11 protein-coding genes are annotated in these 16,628 nt (G+C 64.5%); 1 reads left to right on the top strand and 10 read right to left on the bottom strand.

Annotation, left to right across the window (positions count from 1 at the left end; genetic code table 11):
* Positions 1–23: 23 nt before the first annotated feature.
* From AB3X08_RS09015 to AB3X08_RS08995, 5 genes are read right to left on the bottom strand one after another with little or no spacing between them, the layout of a single operon-like run.
* Positions 24–3,404: a pilus assembly protein gene (locus AB3X08_RS09015; protein ID WP_369937740.1), complete on the bottom strand. Its 3,381-nt coding sequence runs from the start codon at positions 3,402–3,404 to the stop codon at positions 24–26.
* Between the two features lie 15 nt (positions 3,405–3,419).
* On the bottom strand, positions 3,420–3,953 hold the full coding sequence (locus tag AB3X08_RS09010; protein ID WP_369937738.1) for a pilus assembly PilX family protein: 534 nt from the start codon (positions 3,951–3,953) through the stop codon (positions 3,420–3,422).
* Positions 3,950–4,960, bottom strand: coding sequence for a prepilin-type N-terminal cleavage/methylation domain-containing protein (locus AB3X08_RS09005; RefSeq protein WP_369937736.1), 1,011 nt, complete (start codon positions 4,958–4,960; stop codon positions 3,950–3,952). Before AB3X08_RS09005 ends, AB3X08_RS09010 begins: the two co-directional genes overlap by 4 nt.
* A complete protein-coding gene (gene pilV / locus AB3X08_RS09000) occupies positions 4,957–5,427 on the bottom strand; it encodes a type IV pilus modification protein PilV (protein ID WP_369938492.1) in 471 nt (156 codons plus the stop codon). Before pilV ends, AB3X08_RS09005 begins: the two co-directional genes overlap by 4 nt.
* 5 nt (positions 5,428–5,432) lie before the next feature.
* Positions 5,433–6,023: a GspH/FimT family pseudopilin gene (locus AB3X08_RS08995; protein ID WP_369937734.1), complete on the bottom strand. Its 591-nt coding sequence runs from the start codon at positions 6,021–6,023 to the stop codon at positions 5,433–5,435.
* Between the two features lie 157 nt (positions 6,024–6,180).
* Between AB3X08_RS08995 and AB3X08_RS08990 the strand changes: the two genes are divergently transcribed.
* On the top strand, positions 6,181–7,203 hold the full coding sequence (locus tag AB3X08_RS08990; protein ID WP_369937732.1) for a sensor histidine kinase: 1,023 nt from the start codon (positions 6,181–6,183) through the stop codon (positions 7,201–7,203).
* Positions 7,204–7,240: 37 nt separating this feature from the next.
* On the opposite strand, the gene ppnN is transcribed toward AB3X08_RS08990, so the two are convergent.
* The 5 genes from ppnN to AB3X08_RS08965 form a co-directional block, all read right to left on the bottom strand.
* The gene (gene ppnN, locus AB3X08_RS08985; protein ID WP_369937730.1) at positions 7,241–8,629 is read right to left on the bottom strand and encodes a nucleotide 5'-monophosphate nucleosidase PpnN; all 1,389 of its coding nucleotides are present in this window, start codon (positions 8,627–8,629) and stop codon (positions 7,241–7,243) included.
* 107 nt (positions 8,630–8,736) lie between these two features.
* Entirely contained in the window at positions 8,737–11,904 is a 3,168-nt protein-coding gene (locus tag AB3X08_RS08980) for a TonB-dependent receptor (protein WP_369937727.1), read from the bottom strand.
* A gap of 761 nt (positions 11,905–12,665) precedes the next feature.
* A complete protein-coding gene (locus AB3X08_RS08975; protein WP_369937725.1) occupies positions 12,666–15,047 on the bottom strand; it encodes a TonB-dependent receptor in 2,382 nt (793 codons plus the stop codon).
* Between the two features lie 280 nt (positions 15,048–15,327).
* Positions 15,328–15,927 carry a YhgN family NAAT transporter gene (locus AB3X08_RS08970; protein WP_184410320.1) on the bottom strand — a complete coding sequence of 200 codons (600 nt, stop codon included), beginning with the start codon at positions 15,925–15,927 and terminating at the stop codon, positions 15,328–15,330.
* Complete coding sequence (locus tag AB3X08_RS08965) at positions 15,924–16,571, bottom strand: SDR family NAD(P)-dependent oxidoreductase (RefSeq protein WP_369974786.1); 648 nt, start codon at positions 16,569–16,571, stop codon at positions 15,924–15,926. The genes AB3X08_RS08970 and AB3X08_RS08965 overlap by 4 nt, the downstream gene beginning before the upstream one ends.
* Between the last annotated feature and the right edge of the window lie 57 nt (positions 16,572–16,628).

Here is a 16,628-nt window from a genome sequence, read left to right as displayed (position 1 = left end):
GGGGACGTTTGAACTGAGCGCACTCATTCCTGGATGACCTCTCTCCACTGCACACGCCCCACCTTGCGGATCTCGCGGATCTTCTTGCACACCGCGCTGCCATCGTTGATGTTGAGGCAAGCCAGACCTCCGCTACCGCCCGAGCCACCGGTGAAGTAGTTGCTTGCGCTGCCCAAGCCACCCAAGGCAACCGAAGCAACCGGAATCGTCACGCCGTTCACCGTCAGGGTTTCGTCGGCATACGATCCATCCTGGTTGAGATCGAAGAACGACTGGCCGAGGCTGGAGCCGGTGAAAGCGTCGATGGCGTTGTCCTGCCCTTTGCCGCCTGGCAGGCACGGATCATCGTCGGGAATGTTGCTGGTGAAGGTCAGCACGCCGGAAATGACATTCACGCCAGTATAGACACGCTCACCGCTGGCGGTCGCAGGCGCAGGATCGGCCACAGGCGGGTCGATCAAATCAAGATACCAGCCCTTCTTGCCGGCTCCCAGCGCACTGTTGGCTTCCATGACCCGCACGTTCTGATTGTTGACCACGCCGCTGGCTGCGAACTTCCGTCGCTGCAGGTCGGACTTGGCGACGGTCGTCGTAGAGTCCTTGATGCCATAGACTGTCTGCACCGTCGTATTGGTCACGTCGTCGGTGGTCAGGAACCGGCCGGTACCGAAGAAGATCCAAAGAGAGAAAGTCGCCGGGTCACGCGCGATCGCCGGCGCCGACGTGATGGGCTGCGCGGTACCGGCAGAGTTGGTCGCGGTGAACATGCGCAGGCGGTTGCTTGCAGTGTTCCAACTGGACGGAGTCGCAGCAGAAAGGTTGAAGCGCCAGAGATTTCCCTGCATGTCGCCAGCGTAGACATAGTCGATCGTGCCGTTGCCGTCGATGTCGCGCACCGCCGGCGCGAACAGTCCATTTGGAGAGGTGGAAGAACCGACGCCCGTGTCGATTTCGGAGAGCAAGGCACCGTCGCTGAGCCGATACACGAACAGGACCGCATGCTCGTTGGTACTGTTGGGTCCATTGGCCACGATCACCCCAAGCTCGCCGTTGTTGAGCTTGGCGATGACCGGAGCGCCCAGATTCAGGCCCATGTTGTTGTCGGCGGTGGTGGATACCTGATTGTCGCCGACCTTTTCCCAGAGCACATTGCTGTTGGAAAAACTGTCGGGAGTGGTGACGTCCAGCGCATAGATGCCCTTGCCACCTCGTCCAAGGGTGCCCACCAGGATCGTCTGGCTGCTCAACTGATCGCTGCGGGAAAGACTGATCGGACCATCCACGAAGAAACGATGGTCGTAGTCGGACGCACTGAGCGTCGCCAGGTCGGTGAAGTTGAGGCTGCCGGGGACATAGGCGAAGCGCTCGACGCCAGTGCTGGCATTGAACGCATGCATCATGCCGTCGTTGGAGCCGACGAAAATCGTCCCACTGGCGCTGTCGTAGGCCGGGGAGGAATTGACGATGTCGCCGATCAACGTGCTGCGGGTGCGCAGATAACCGTTGGGACGGTTCAGCTCGAGGTCCTGGGTTCCCGCGATGTAGGCCGCATTGTTGGCCCCGGTCACCGCGGCAGCGGTCGATGTCGCCGCACGCGTCAATGCCGTTTGCTGTGCGGAGGTGGGAAAGGATGCGCCCGTAGTGCCATTCCACGTACGGATATTGCGACCCGTGCTGGGCAGACTCGCTACCCAACTTGGATTGGTCGCGTCCACACCGGTGCTGGTAACGGGGATCGCCTTCAACGCGCCGGTCCATGTCCCCGACACGAAGCTGGCCTGGTAGACGTGCGTGCTGCTGGTAAGGCTGCTGGAATTGGCAGCAAGATTGCCGGCGGTCCCGGTGCGCTCCACGATCGACCCGAGCGCCGACTTCAGGCCCTGGGTGAATTCGTTGGGGTTGCTGGCCACGATAAAGCTACCGCGGCCATTGACAGCGGCGTGCCACAGATCGTCGATATTGTAGATCGTATTATTGATCGGAGTCGGCCAGTTCTTCGCGCCGGAAGTGATCGCGGGCAGATCCGTCGCCGGATCCAGCGTCCCCTTCGCGCCGATGGAAATCGCGAACGTGGTCATGTGCTGCCAGAAGGCCGGATCGGACGAATTGGTTGGAACGGAATTGGGGAGATCCGTGCGCAGGTCCGACTTCCAATAACGCATTGCAACGTCGGCGAGTGTATCGGAGTCGGGACTCGCATAAGGTCGTACCGGCGCATAGGTATACGTATTGCCGGTCGGCCCTGAAATGACGGATCCCGCCGCATTGTCTTGCTCGCCGGCTATTCCTCCCCCTGCGCTAGACGGGTAATTGTCCTTGCCGTTCCAGTAGCCATCCGTTGTCAGGATGGTGAAGTTCTGCCGGCACGCAAGCTGCGCGGCGCCGGACTGCGGACCGTACGGACCAGTCGCCGAGGTGCTGCTGAAGTAAAGGCCAGCGTCGTTGAGCGCGCCATGCAATGGGGTAGCACCGGAACCGTACGCCGCATACAAGCGATCGTACCAGAGCTTACGATTGTTGTTGCTTCCATTGATCCCGTTTGGATTGTCGAACAAGCCATCGTTCTGGTCCACCGGAATGGGCTTGGCCTGGGTGATGGCGTTGCCGGTATTTTCTCTCCGCCAGATCGTCCGGAAGCCGACGCGCACGTTGGTGCCGAGATCGCTGAACGCATGCCCGGCACTTCCCTTGGCCACCTTGATGCGGGTGCGGCTGTAGGACCACCAGGTGGCGAAATTGGTGCGCTCGGCCGCTTCGCTGCGACCGGTGGGCGTTGCCCGGGTACAGTTCTTCCACTGCCAGCCATTGGCACTATTGCTGCAACCCTGATTGGCAAGGCCCTGCTGATTCAGGACGTTGTTCAACAGCTCGCTGCGAATGATCGTGCCATCCGTCCGGATCTGGTAGCGATAGTAGTTGGCGGTATTGGAAAGATAGGTTTCGGTCGTATTGCTTAGATCCTTTGGAACGAAAAATTGCCTGACGGCGGTGGAAAGATCCACATTGCTCGTCAGATCATGCGTGTCGTTGTAGACGCTCGTGTAATCCATGCCCCCCGTCATCGATGCACCCGTCGCATCCACCCAGGGCTCGTAATCCACGGCCGGGTTGTAATAGATGGTGTTACGCGTGTAAGCGGAGTTGCTGATGTTGAAATTGGTGCCATCGACCGTGGTTTGCGGCACCACATCCGGCATGGCCGTGCCTTCCATCGAGCCGGAGTCGTCCAGGATGAACAGCACGTTGGGGGCGATGCGTCCGCCGGATTGCAGCGGATAGCTGGGAACCACGATGCCAGCGCTGGCGGGTAGCGCGATCATCGTGCAGGCGAAAGCCACTGCAGAGACCTTGAGGCTGGCTAAGGCACTGTGCCGGCGCAGACGTTCGTCGTGAAAATGGCTCATGTCGATGACTCCGTCCTACGGCGCGATATAGCTTGATTGAAGGATGACGCTGGCACGGCCAGCGGCTTCGCTGAGCGCGACAACCCGATACATCGGCCGCACGCAGATGGGCTGCCCCGTGTATTTCTCGTCGCTGTTGCATTCGAACCAGGCTTCGGAAGTGCCCATGTATTCGATATAGAACCGTGTTCTGGAGGCTGCAGCGCTGCGGCTGGTGGTACTGGCGTCTATCCAACCAGCGAAGCTCGGATCACGCCAGCGCTCGGCTTGAGTGGCCACGGGCTGCCCGCATACGCCAGCACTACAGCCGGTGCCGGTAGGCACCACCGTCTGCGCTGCCGCAAGCGCCTCGCCTTCGCGCAAGGCCGACTCGGCAGCCTGGAAGTTCACGCTGCGATCGAGCAGGTTGCCGCTCATCCGCTCCTGCATCAGCGTTCCGCGCACGACCGCCAGGCCCAGCAGCGTCATCACCAGCAGCAGCATCAGCACCACGATCAGGGAAACGCCAGCCTGGCGCGCGACCCGCGCCGGATATGAAGTTGTGCTCATTCGTTGCGATTCCGCAAGGTGATGACGTTGCTGATCGTGCGCGTCACCGGCAGGCCGTTGGTTCCGATCGCGTCCTGGGTCTGGAAGGTCAAGGACAGATTGACGGCAGTGACCTGGTCCCAGCGTGTCCCTACAGTGGCGGCACTGACGTAGCCACCGTCGCTGGGAATCAGGTAGGTGATCGCCATGTTCTGCACATTCTCGGCCACCTCCTGATCGACGATCGCCGGAGTACCGCCTGTATTCGTGAGCACACCCTGATACAACGAACGTCCGCCCCTCGGGTTGGTGCCGATGAACCAGCGCGATGCGTTGAGCCGGCTGAGCATCGTGTTCGGCCCGTAGGTGAAGACCGCGCCGTTGATGCCCAGGTTGCTGCTGGAATTGCCAGGCGAACCCGATGCGGCGTGACCGATGGTCGTGCTGCCCTGCCCGCTGCTCATCTGGAACAGGGTGCCGATGCGCAACACTCCCGTGGCCTCCGAGTTCGGACCGCAGGCGATCAGAAAGTCGCCGTTCCTGAAACCGTGGGTGTTGGCGCTCACCGTGAACTGCGCGGAAGCCGGAGTATGCGCGGTGACGATCGCAGTCGCGTCACCCGAAGACAACAGCATCAGACCTTGGGTGTTGGCGACGCGGTTGGATACGGTATCCGGAAAGCTGCCGCTGGCCGACACGCCCACCAGCCGGTTGCCCGACCAGTTCGTCCACCAGCGCGACGCAGGGGTGTTGATGACGTTCGACATGCCCATGTTGTCGCTGCTGTTGCACTGGTTCCCGCCCGCCTCGCGAATGTCGCGCGTCATCATCTCGAACGCGGTACGCACGTTTTCCTGCACGCGCCCCAGGTTCTCGGTGGCGGCGTAGGTGCGTCGGTTGGTGAGGAAGATGCCGATGGCCGCGCCCACGACCAGCAACCCCAGCACCAGGGAGATCATCAGTTCGATCAGGCTCAGGCCCGCGCTGTGGCGCCTGCCGGGCGCTGTTCCCCGTCGCATGCGGCTCATAGCCTGGTCACCGTCTGGAACTGCTGGGTCTGCACTGCGGTCGCATCGGCAGCCGCATGGCTGCCCCTGCTGTCGTCCCACTGCACGGTCACCCGGCACGCCGTGGCGCTGCAGTTGATCGCGCCGCACGCCGACGCCCCCATGATCGCCTGCAACGAGTTGAGGAAATTGCGCTGATCGACCACCACCTGCGACGTGCCGGTCGGCGCAACACAGGTCATGCCCATGTTGTAGTTGCCATTGCGGGCGGCAGTCACGTTGGCGCGCATCGCATCGAGGACGCCGGTGGTGCCGACTACCACCTGACTGCGCTCGAAGGAGCTCTGGTTGTTGCGCAGTGCGGTGGCTTGCAAGGCGGCCACGCCCAGCATGCCGATGCCCATGATCAGGACCGAGATCATCACCTCGATCAAACTGACGCCGCGCTGCGAAGCGACTGAAACGGACCGCGGAGAAGGGGTATGCATGGCGTTCACGGAGGAGAGTCTGATGGCGCAGGGCATGCGATGTTGCCGGGAGTGGTGACGGAACCGACGCGGCTGCCACCGACGATGTAGACGACCCGCAGGTTGTCGCTCGGGCGTGTCGTCGCGATGCAGCTGGAGAATCCTGCATTGAGCAAGGTTCCTGCACTGCTGCGGGCAAACCCGTCCGGGCTGAACACGATGCGATCGCTGTTGCCGCTGACCGCGCTGCTCACGCTCAGCTGGACCGGCGCTTTCACCGCGCTGACGCGCAGCACGGTCGAGCCGGTGACCACGATGGTGATCCACTGGTTCCACGCGCTGCCGGTCGCGCAACTGGTGCCGTTGTCGCTGCGGCACACCGCGACCTTCCGGTTGAGCCGGATCGCCTCCGAGCGCGCGAGCTGAAGCGATGCCACCATTTCGTTGGCCGCGGACGACAGCCGGTTGGTATTGACCAGATAGGTATAGCTAGGGATGGCGATGCTCATCGCCACAGCCAGCACGACGACCGTCACCATCAATTCGATCAAGCTGAAACCACCGATCCGTCGGCACCGCTCGAAGTAGCGCGGTCGCGCGGCGTGAAAGCGCTGCATGTCGTCTCCCCTTTTCCCGACGCTAAGCTAGAACGCCATCCGGACCGATGCCAGCAGGGACCGATGGGCGGTGGCAGATCGTAGCTGAACGGCAGGCCGGCGACATGCGGCAGGGAATCCGAGGCATCATGCGCCCAGCGTCCCCCTGCCCGATTCCATGCGCCCAGCCCCCACCCCTGCCCCGCCGCTCGACATCTTGTGGCAGCCCACGACCCTGATCTGGGTGCTGCTGGCCGGCGAGGCGGTCGCTGTCGTCCTGACCTTGGCGCCGGGACAGTCCGCGAGCGGCTGGGTCCATTTCGGGCTCGTCTCGCTGCTGCTGCAGTGGACCGCGTTGACCACCCTGGCCTTGCTCTATCTGCTGCGCAGCCAGCTGGAACGTCGCCGTCCGCAGCAGATCGCCTATCTGGCGGTGGCACTGCTGGTGGTCGTCGCGATCGCCGTGCACGCAATCGCGTGGGCGGCGCTGAAAGAGCTGTCGCTATTGCAGGGAGGATGGCACACGTTCCTGCTCAAGGTCGGAACCATCGCCCTGACCCTGGGCCTGATGGCGCTGCTGGCATTCCAGAACCACTGGCGCGTCCAACAACTGGCAGTGCAGGCCAAGCAAGCCCAGCTCGAAGCGCTTCGCGCACGCATCCAGCCCCACTTCCTGTTCAACACGCTCAACACCGGCGCGGCGCTTGCCCGCTTTCGGCCGGAACAGGCAGAGCGCCTGCTGCTGGATCTTGCCGATCTGTTCAGAGCGGCGCTCGCCGGTCCCGATCGGCTGAGCCTGGAAGAGGAGCTATCGCTTGCGCGGCGTTATCTCGGCATCGAGCAGATGCGTCTGGGCGAACGCCTGCGCGTGGATTGGCAACTGTCCGACCCTCTTCCGACGATCGACGTCCCCACGCTTTCGATCCAGCCCTTGGTGGAGAACGCCGTCCGCCACGGCATCGAGCCCAGCACCAGCGGCGGCCATGTGCGCCTTCGGGTCGAACAGGACGCGCATTGGGTCAGGATCGAGATCGTCAATTCCTTGCCGGCGAGCGGCGAGGCGGCCGCCGGCGGCGGGCACAGGATCGGCCTGGAAGCGGTCCGCGCACGCGTGGAAAGCATCTGCAACGGACGCTTGAGCACCCAGCGCGGGACCGACGACACCTTCGTCAGCCTGCTCGAGTTGCCCAAACCGCCCTGATCCCTGCGGCAACCCGACACCGGTCGTATCGATCGACTCAGGCCATGACCCGGTAACAAGGCCGATACTCGCCGGAAATCTTCATCCGGCGCTGTTCGACGAAGGCGCGCAGCAGCTCGTCCAGGGCCTGCATCATGTCCGCGTCGCCGTGGATCTCGAACGGGCCGTACTCCTCGATGCGGCGCATGCCGTCTTCCTTGACGTTGCCGGCGACGATGCCGGAGAAGGCGCGGCGCAGGTCCGCCGCCAGCGCGTGCGGCGGGCGCCCGTGGTGCAGGTCGAGCGCAGCCATCGCCTCGTGGGTGGGCACGAACGGGCGCTGGTACTCCAGCGGGATGTCCACCGACCAGTTGAAGTAGAACGCGTCCTTCTGCTCCTTGCGGTGCATGCGCACCTCCTGGATGCCCTCGGCCATCTTGCGCGCCACCGCGACCGGATCGCCGACGATGATCTGGTAGCGCGAGGTGGCCGCCTCGCCCAGGGTCAGGCGCAGGAAGCGGTCGATCTGCTCGAAGTACGGCGCGGCGATGGTCGGGCCGGTCAGGATCAGCGGGAACGGCAGGCCGCGGTTCTCGTCGCGCAGCAGGATGCCGAGCAGGTACAGGATTTCTTCGGCGGTACCGACGCCGCCCGGGAACACGATGATGCCGTGGCCGATGCGGACGAAGGCCTCCAGCCGCTTCTCGATGTCCGGCATGATCACCAGATGGTTGACGATCGGGTTCGGCGACTCGGCGGCGATGATGCCCGGCTCGGTGACGCCGATGTAGCGGTTGTCGTGCTTGCGCTGCTTGGCATGGGCGATGGTGGCGCCCTTCATCGGCCCCTTCATCGCACCCGGGCCGCAGCCGGTGCAGATGTCCAGACCGCGCAGGCCCAGCTCGTAGCCGACCTGCTTGGTGTACAGGTACTCGTCGCGCGAGATCGAATGCCCGCCCCAGCACACCACCAGGTTCGGATCGGCCGGTTGCAGGATGCGCGCGTTGCGCAGCTGTCCGAACACGGCGCTGGTGATGCCCTCGCTGGTTTGGAGATCGGCGGCGGAGTCCGGGCCGAGTTCGATGGCCATGTAGGCCAGATCGCGGATCACGGCGAACAGCAGTTCGGCCACGCCGTTGATGATCTCCCCGTCCACGAAGGCCATCGCCGGCGCGTTGAGCAGGTCGATGCGCACGCCGCGGTCGCGCTGGGCGACCTGGATGTCGAAGTCCGGGTACAGGTCGCGCGCGGCGCGCGGGTCGTCGGAGGCGCTGCCGCTGGTCAGCACCGCCAGCGCGCAGCGCCGCAGCAGTTCGTGCAGGCCACCGCTGGAGGCGTCGCGCAGGCGCGCCACTTCGGCACGCGAGAGGATGTCCAGGCCGCCGCGCGGGTAGATCCGCGCATCCACTACCGGCAGCGCCCGCGCCGCCGTATTGCTCGTCGTCATATCGGAATTCTTGTCGTTGTCGTCAGCGGCGACTTTAGCGTCAGCCCCCGCAAAAGAAAACGGCCGGGTTGCCCCGGCCGTCTCTTGTTCCAGCGATATGCCAGCGATCAGAACTGGTAGCGGAAGCCCACCTGCAGCGACCACTGCGACACACCGACGTTGAAGCCGTCGGCGTCCGAGTTGGCGGCGGTCGGCTGGCTGGCACCGGTGAAGTTGTACACGTACTGGCCGTTGTAGATGCCGGCCAGGCGTGCCACCGAGGCGTCGGCGTAGAAGCCGTAGTCCACGATGTGGCCCCAATCCTTGTTGATCAGGTTGCCCACGTTCTGGATGTCCAGCCAGATCTGCGACTTGTGACCCTTGTAGAAGCCCGGGAGCTCCTGGCTGATGCGCACGTCGAAAGTGTTGACGAAGCCGGAGCGGAAGCCGTTGGCCGGAGCGTAGCTGCCCGCGTACTTCGCCAGTTCCGGATGCGCGGCGAGCCACGCATTGAAGTTGGCGGCCATCGCGGCATCCGGGGTGAAGCGGCCGGCGCTGCTCACGCTGCCGAACAGCACGTCGCCGTTGGGCACATAGAACAGGTCGTTGTAGGTACGGCCGTCGCCATTGAAGTCGTTGGCGAAGACGTAGCTGAACGGACGGCCGCTGCGGCCTTCGTAGACCAGGCCGATGCGGGTTTCGTAGTCACCGAAGAACTTGTGCTTCCAGTCCAGCGAACCGCTGATGCGATCCTTGATCTCGTAGCGCGAGGTGGTTTCGGTGTTCGAGTTCACGTCGAAGGCATACTGGTACGCCCAGCCCGAACTGGCGGTGGAACTGGTCAGCGGGCCGACTTCGGTCGCGTGCGTGTAGGTGTAGCCCAGGGTCCAGGACCAGTCGCTGTTCTCGCTGAACGGCTTGGTCAACGACACGGTGAACTGCGAGGTCTTGCCCTTGTCGGTGTTGTCGATCAGGTAGACGGAGTCGTAGCTGTTGTAACGACCGGAGCGGCTGGCGGCCGAGTTGCTGCCGGTTTCCGACGCGGTCCAGCTGACCTTGCCCGGGGTCCAGTACAGGGTGCGGCCGTCCGGACCGGTGTAGCCCGGCCCCAGGTTCAGCGACTGATAGTACAGGCCGTCCTTGACCTTGGTCACCAGCAGCTCGGCCGACGCGACGATGCCGTACCACGGCAGTTCGCTGTCGATCGCCAGGTTCGCCTTCCACAGCGAGGGCTGCTTGAAGTCGTTGCCGACGAAGTTGACGTTCTGCAGGCGCGAACCCGCCACGGTCGGGATCGGCTGGTTCAGGCCATCCGGCGAGAACGGCACGGCGGCGTTGTAGTTGGCCTGGTTGTACGAAGTGTAGTTCAGGCCGGTGTTGGAGTAGCTGTTGCCGATCCACACCTGCGGGGAGTCGCCCTGGAACAGGCCCACGCCACCGCGCAGCTGCATCGGGCGCTCGCTGTCGAAGGTGTAGTTGAAGCCGAAACGCGGCTGGATCAGGAAGTCGCCGTCGAAGAGCTTGCTGTTGTTGTAACCAAAGGTGTTCGACGCCGCGGCGTTGTAGGTCGGCGACGGGGTGGTGTCCGGACGGTCGCCACGCAGGCCCAGGGTCAGGGTCAGGTTGCTGTTGACGTACCACGTGTCCTGCACGAACAGGCCCAGGCTGTTGTACTTGTAATCGGCCGGGATCGAGCCAGGCGAGGTCTCGGCAGCCAGGCGGTAGCTGGACCAGGTGCCGGCGGCGAAGTTGTCCAGGCCCTGGAAGATATAGGCGCCCCAACCGTTCTGGGCGAAGTAGTTGTAGATCTCGTTGGTGCTGTAGTCCACACCGAACTTCAGGTCGTGGTCGCCCAGCGTCCAGGTACCGGCACCGTAGTAGTTCCAGGTCTTGGTCGTGAGGATGTTGTTCTGCGAGCTCAGCTCGGTACCCAGATACAGCGAGTCGTTGCCCTGCTGGATCTGGATGCTCGGCGCGGTGGTCGGGGTGTTGCGGATGGCCGAGTAATCGCGGTAGGACGCCTTGAACTCGGTCGAGAAGTTGTCGCTCCAGTCGGAGAACAGCTGGCCGACGTAGCTCTCGATCGACTTGTCGTGCTGATACCAGTACGAGCTCAGCGAAACCGAGCTACTGGTCATGCCGTTGATGCGCAGCTTGCTCTGGTCGAGTTTGCTGTAGCGGAGGCTGGCGCGGTGCTGGTCGTTGATGTTCCAGTCCAGCTTCAGCGCGTACTCTTCGAGGTCTGTGTTGCCGTTGCTGTTCAGCGAGCCGGCATCGATGCCGTAGTTCTGGGCGATCTGCTGGGCACGGGCGATGTAGGCGTCGTTGATGACCGCATTGGCCTTGCCGTACGCGGTGCTGGCCAGGTCGGCGCCCGGAGCGCCCTGCTCGAACTTCTCGTAGTTGGCGAAGAAGAACAGCTTGTCCTTGATGACCGGACCACCCAGGGTCATGCCGTAGGTCTTCTCCTTGGTGAAGCCGTTGAACGGGGTGCCGTCCGGGTTGTCGCCGAACCAGTCGCCGTCGCGATAGCTGCCGTACACCGAGCCGTGGAATTCGTTGGTACCGGACTTGGTCACGGCATTGACGGTGGCGCCGGCGGCGCTGGCGATGCTGACGTCGTAGTTCGACAGGTTGATGTCGAGGGCTTCGATGGCTTCCATCGACACCGGCTGGCGACGGGTCGCCATATTGTTGCCTTCCAGGCCGAAGGTGTCGCTCGCGGCCACGCCGTCGATGTTGATCGAGTTGTAGCGCGGGTTCAGGCCACCGGCGGAGATGGAGCCCGAGGCGCGATCGACGAAGGCCACGCGCGGATCCAGGCGCATGTAATCCTGGATGTTGCCGTTGATCGACGGCAGCGCGGTGATCGTTTCCTGGCTGATCTGGGTGCCCGAGCCGGTGTTGGTGGCGCGGAACACTTCCGAACCGCCGGCCACGGCGACCGCGTTCACCGTCTCCAGGGTGGTCAGGTCGCCGGTCAGCGCCGCATTGACGCTGGCGGTCTGGTTGACGCCCAGGTACACGCCGTCTTCGGTCTTGGTGCCTTCGCCGGGCTTGGTGATGGTGATGGTGTACGGGCCGCCGACGCGCAGGCCGCGCGCGTTGTAGCGGCCGCTGGCGTCCGTGGTGGCGCGGCTGACCGTTCCCGACTCGACGTGGGTGATGGTCACGTCGGCGCCTGCGACAGGCTGACCATCGTGGGTGACCAGGCCGCCGACGCCGGCGGAGGTGCTCTGGGCGAACACGGGGGCGGCGGCGAGCGCAGCAACGAGGCCAAGGGTGAGCTTGGACATCCGGAGACGGCGGGGTTGAGTCATTGCAATAGCCTCGATGGAGTTTGACGAAATGCGCATAGCTCGCCGCGCTGGTGGGCGCACGGCAGCGGAATGTGGTTCGTGCCCCCTTGCTGGATCCCCCGCAAGGGTTAACGTGAGTTTAACACCATAGGGCCGATTTGTTGCCGAAACGTGACAAACTGGCATAAACGGACACGACACGACATGGATTGCAGTTCCCATGTCGGCGCAGGACACCGAATGACGCCATCGCACACGCTTCGAGGCCGCATCGCGAGGTGCAGGTAGTCCAGCTGCTGGATGGCTTGGCCGGTAGCGGCCGGCGCGGAGCATTCACCCGCAATCGTCGGCTCGACATGCCAAGGACAAGGCGACCCGACCTCCCTTAGCGGACACCCGAGCGGTGGTGCACAGCGCCCCATAGTTCGTCTGGCCCGGACTGGCGGCCGGGGCTCACACGCCCGCACACCCCGCTCCGCGACGAACACAGCGGCAGCTTCCTCTCGGGCATGCCGCGTGGTGCCGGCCGCCCCCTCCAAGCAGCCGGCCCACCCGGAAACGACTTGCCAGGGCCAGCCATGGGCAGCGGCCCCAAAGAATCCGATGCAGATATCCGCACACTGCGAACAGCCTGCAGCGCGCGCGGCACGGCCAGGCGCCGGAGCAAGACCCGCATAAACGCAAACGGCCGGGGCTAGGCCCCGGCCGTTTGCGCTGCTTTGCTTTTTTTCAGCCCTGCTGCGGGGCGCGATGGTTCCTCAGAACGAACCGCCAAAAGTGACCGCGAACGCGCGCGGCTCCAGCACGGAGTAATACGGGGTGCCGGTGGACACCACATCCGGATACTCGCTGGCGCCGGAGGCCGCCAACACCTGCGTGGTGCTGGCCCAGGTGACCGCCTGTTTGTCGGTCAGGTTGTAGAGATTGAGCTTGATCGACGGCTTCTTCAGCCAGCCCCAGTCGGCGAACGCGTAACCGGCATCGGCGCCGAAGGTGGTATAGCCCCCCACCCGTTCGGTGTTCATGTAGTCGCCGTAACGCGAGCCGGAGTAACGGCCCTTCACCGCGACCCAGAAATCGCCGATGCTGTAGCTCAGGCGCAGGTTGGCCAGGTTCTTCGGCGTATTGGCCAACTGCTTGCCGCCCACCGCATAGTCGTAGGTGCCCTTGGAGGTGCCCACCGCCAAGGTGTCGCTCAGGATCTTGGCCTGGGTGTAGGTGTAGGAGCCGTACAGCTTGAGATTGTCGGTGATGTTGTAGCTGGCTTCGCCGTTGAAACCGCGCATGCGTACCTTGCCGATCGAGATGTAGGTGGTCAGCGCCGTGGCCTGGTCGTAGCTGGACATCTGCTTGTTGCTGTAGTTGCTCTGATACAGCATGGTCGACAGCGAGAAGCGGTCGCCGTAGTAGCGCCAGCCCAGGTCGTTGGTCCACGCCGATTCGGGCTCCGGAATCTCCTGCGCGGCCGACAGGTTCACCGAGATCGAGTTGGTCGCCGGCACGCGGAAGGTCTTGGCCACGCCGTAATAGAACTGGTTGCGGCTGTCGGGGGCGTACTTGATGCCGAAGGCCGGCAGCAGCTTGCTGTAGCTGTTGTCGAAGTCCACGCCGATCTCCTTGGCGGTATCCGGCCACTGGTAGTTGTGGCCCTTGCGCGTGGCATGGATCCAGGACACGCCGTAGTTGACCGCCCAATCGTCGGCCGGGGTCCAGTTGTCCTGGACGAAGTACTTCTGCACGTCGGTGACGGTGTAGGTGCGATAGCTCTGCTGCACCTGGCCATCGGCGTAGGTCAGGAAGCAATCGTCGCTGTCGGCCCAGATGTCGCAGGCCTGACCGGTGCTCTGGTCGGTCTTGACGATGCTGTTGTTCTGGCTCTTGCGCGAACGGTCGTACCACAGGCCATAGACCAGATTGTGGTCCATGCCGATGTCCTGGAAGAACTTGGCGACCACGCCCGGACGCACCGTGCTGGAAGCCGAATAGGTGTAATCGACGTCGCGGCTGCCGCTCACGCCGCTGGAGTAGCCATAGACATTGGCGCTGCTGGTGGACGGATACACCGACGCGGCACTGGAGCCGCCGCCGTCGCCCCACCACACGTACGGCACCACCGACAGGCGCAGGCTGTCGCTCAGGGTGAACTCGCCATCCAGGCTGGCCAGCAGGCTCTTGTACGGGTTGCGCCGCAGCTTCCAGTAGGACTGGTCGTTCGAGGTACCGCCGCCGCCCCAGCTGTCGTTGTAGTCGTACGCGTAATCGCCGGCCAGCTGCGCCTTGCTGGCGGTGTTGTAGGAGTAGTTGGACTGGCGGTTGTACTGGAACGAGGCGCTGATCGAGTTGCCCGGACTGATGTCCCATACGCTCTTGCCGTCGATCTTGTTGACCGACATGTCGCCGTTGCCCTTCCACTTGTCGGCGCTGTTGGTCGAGAACGACACCCACGAACGCACCGCGCCGGTATCGCCGGTGTTCACGCGCACGAAGCTGCGCCGATAGTCGTTGCTGCCGAAGCTCTGGGTGAAGTCCACGCCGAAGGTGTGGCTGGGGTCGATCGTCGACCAGGCGATCTGGCCGCCGGTGGCGCCCATTTCCGGCTGGTCCACGTTGGGCGTGCCCTGGGTGACGGTGATGTCGTTGTAGTTCTCGGCATCGCCGTATTCGGTGGCGTAGACCGAGTAGCTGCCGCTGTCGGTCACCGGCGCGCCGTTGACGGTGACGCCGATGGCCGAGGAGTCGAAGCCGCGCAGGCTGTAGTTGCCGTTGTTGAGTCCGGTCACGTCGCTGGTGGCGGCGTCCACGCCCGGGATCGCATCGATCATCTGGGTGAAGTTGCTGCCGCCGGAGGCCTGCGCGATGGCCTCGCGGGTCACCGTGGAAATCGCCTTGCTGGCAGTCTGCACGGTCATGTTGCCACCGCCCAGCACATAGCTGCTCTTGTCGGCGCTGACGTTGACCTTGTCCAGCTGCTGCACGCGCTTGGTCTCGTAGGCGGCAGTGGTATTGGAGGTGCTGGAGGCGGTGACGCGCTGCTCCGCAGTATCGGTGCCGGCGTCCTGGGCCAGGGCCGGATGCGCCGCAAGCGCGGTCGCCAGCGCCAGGGAAAGAGCGGAAATACGGTGTGCGGAACGGGACTTCATCGGGCAAGCGCCTCTGTGGCTAACGTGGGAGCGGCAGAGAGCGGTGGCGCGACTGGCATGGACACGGCGCACGCGCGCCCACCGCTTCGGAAGGCGCTACGGTAGGCGGGCCATTTCGCCCGCGTATGCCTCGGGCGTTTACAAAAACTTAATCCGGCGACACGCGGCGACACGCGCCGGCACAAAAAAGCGCCGCAGATGTCATCGAATTGCCGCAAACGCGTGGCGTGTCGCAGCGTTGGCGAGTAACGACAGGCACGGCAAGGCCGTGCGCGCCCGCTCAGCCGGCGACCGGCAGCTTCAGATAGGCGCTGAGGCCATCCAGGAACATCTGCACCGAGATCGCCACCAGCAGCATGCCCATCAGCCGCTCGACCGCGGTCAGCACGCGCATGCCGAGCAGCTTGTACAGCAGCGTGCCGGAGAACAGCAGCGCCGACGTGCCGAGCCACGCCAGGATCAGCGCCAGGCTCCATTCGCCCAGGCGGGTGGGCTCGTTGCTGCCCATCAGCATCACCGCGGCCATGCCCGACGGCCCGGCCACCAGCGGAATCGCCAGCGGCACGATGAACGGCTCGCCGTCGGGAATCTCGCCCATCAGCCCTTCCGGGCGCGGGAAGATCATGCGGATGCCGATCAGGAACAGCACGATGCCGCCGGCGATCGCCACCGATTCCTGGCGCAGGTGCATGACTTCCAGCGCGTACTTGCCGCCCCACAGGAACGCCATCAGCACGCCCAGCGCGATCAGCAGTTCGCGCGCCAGCACCACCCGCTGGCGCCTGGCCGGCAGCGGCTTGAGCACGCTGAGGAACACCGGGATATTGCCCAGCGGGTCGAGGATCAGGAACAGCAGCAGGGCTGCCGACAGGATGGTCATGCCAGGGGATTCCAGATCGCGCCGCGATGCGCGGCGCCGGCGGGCGACAGCAGTTCCACGCAGGCGGCGGCGTAGTGCGCCGCATCGACCGCGTCGAAGTCTTCCTGGTGGGTGTAGGCGCGTGCGCGCAGCGCGGTGCGCATCGGTCCGGGCTGCAACCCGGCCACGCGCACCGTCGAGGCGGCCAGTTCGCCGTGCAGGGTCGCCAGCAGGCCGCGGCGGCCATGCTGGGCCACGCCGTAGCCCCCCCAGTAGGCCTGGCCGACGCGCGCCGGGTCGTCGAGCGCGAACACGATCGCCGCATCCGGGGCCTGTTTCAGCAGCGGCAGGCAGGCCTGGGTCAGCCAGCCCGGGGCGGTCAGGTTGACGTGGATGGCGCGCGCGAACTGCGCCGGGTCGGCGTGCTCGAACGGGGTCAGGCCGACGAAATCGGCGGCGCAGTGCAGCAGTCCGTCCAGCCGCCCTAGCTCTGCCTGCACCCGCTCGGCCAGCGTCGCATAGTCGTCCGGGGTGGCGCCGAGCAGGTCCAGCGGATACAGCAGCGGCTGCGCGCCGACGGCGGCGATCGCGTCGTAGACCCGGTTCAAGCGCGCCGGCTTGTGCCCGAGCAACACCACCGTGGCGCCGGCCTGGGCGCAGGCCATTGCCGCGGCGCTGCCCAGCCCGCCGGCGGCGCCGCACACCAGCACCACGCGCTGCGC

Source organism: Xanthomonas sp. DAR 34887 (assembly GCF_041245805.1).
GTDB classification, from domain to species: domain Bacteria; phylum Pseudomonadota; class Gammaproteobacteria; order Xanthomonadales; family Xanthomonadaceae; genus Xanthomonas_A; species Xanthomonas_A tesorieronis.
The sequence above is the reverse complement of the archived record's forward strand: the minus strand, read 5'-3'. Positions and strand labels throughout refer to the sequence as shown.